The following is a 1,380-nucleotide window of genomic DNA, read 5'->3' as shown; positions in this document are numbered from 1 at the left end:
GACGACAAAGTGGTGTCGCTGGATACCAATAACGGTCCAGCGAACGGCACGGTCTCGGTCAACCCGGATGGCAGCGTCACTTACACGCCGAATGACAACTTCCACGGTACAGACAGCTTCACCTACATCGTTACGTCGGGTGGGGTATCAGAGTCCACCACGGTGAACGTCGATGTGACGCCAGTCAACGATGCGCCAGTGGCAAAAGATGATACCGCTGTTACTGACGAAGACACGCCAGTGACGATTGATGTCCTACCAAACGACACCGACATTGATGGCGATACGTTAAGCATTGATTCGGCGTCTGTGCCGAGTGACCAAGGTAAAGTCGAAATTATTGATGGAAAACTGGTCTTCACACCGGCTGAGAACTTCCATGGTGACGCTGAAATCACTTACACGATTACTGATGGTGCACTGACTGACCAAGCGACGGTCAACGTCACCGTGAATGCGGTGAACGACACGCCTGTGGTTGAAAGTAGCATCGCAGACCAAGCCTTGGCAGAAGACTTTACGCCATACAGCATCGATCTGAATACGGCCTTCAGCGACGTGGATAACGTGGATGGCGATCTGAGCTTCAGCGTTTCTGGCAACAGCAACATTCAAGTGGCGATCGTCAACGGTATTGCTACGTTCACTCCAACCGCAGACTGGAACGGCTCAGAAGCGTTGACGTTTACGGCCACCGATCCAAGCGGCGAAAGCGTTAGCCAAACGGTGAACTTTACGGTTGCGCCTGTGGCGGACATCGTGGCAGACAAAGCGACGGTTGTGGAAGACACGCCAACCATCATTAAGGTTTTAGGTAACGACACGTTCGAAGGCAACGACAAAGTGGTGTTGCTGGATACCAACAATGGTCCAGCTAACGGCACGGTCTCGGTCAACCCGGACGGCAGCGTGACCTACACGCCAAACGACAACTACCACGGTACAGACAGCTTTACCTACATCGTCACCTCCGGTGGGGTATCAGAGTCCACCACGGTGAACGTCGATGTGACGCCAGTCAACGATGCGCCAGTGGCGACCAATGACACGGCGATGACTGACGAAGACACCGCTGTCACGATTGATGTCCTGCCAAACGATACTGACATCGATGGCGATACGCTGTCTATCCAATCAGCGTCTGTACCTGAAGCACAAGGTAAGGTTGAAATTGTTGACGGCAAGTTGGTGTTCACACCGGCTGAGAACTTCCATGGCGATGCTGAAATCACTTACACCGTCACCGATGGTGCGCTGACTGACCAAGCGACGGTCAACGTCACCGTGAATGCGGTGAACGACACGCCTGTGGTTGAAAGCAGCATTGCAGACCAAGCCTTGGCGGAAGACTTTACGCCATACAGCATCGATCTAAATACC

Annotated in this window: 1 protein-coding gene; it reads left to right on the top strand. The window is 53.3% G+C overall.

The genetic code is table 11. The annotated features are described in order from the left end of the window. On the top strand, positions 1-1,380 hold a 1,380-nt coding region (locus R7E42_RS24265; RefSeq protein WP_318073128.1), incomplete at both ends, for a tandem-95 repeat protein.

Source organism: Vibrio sp. Vb1337, assembly GCF_033338715.1.
GTDB classification, from domain to species: domain Bacteria; phylum Pseudomonadota; class Gammaproteobacteria; order Enterobacterales; family Vibrionaceae; genus Vibrio; species Vibrio alginolyticus.
This window is presented reverse-complemented; position numbering and strand designations above follow the sequence as displayed.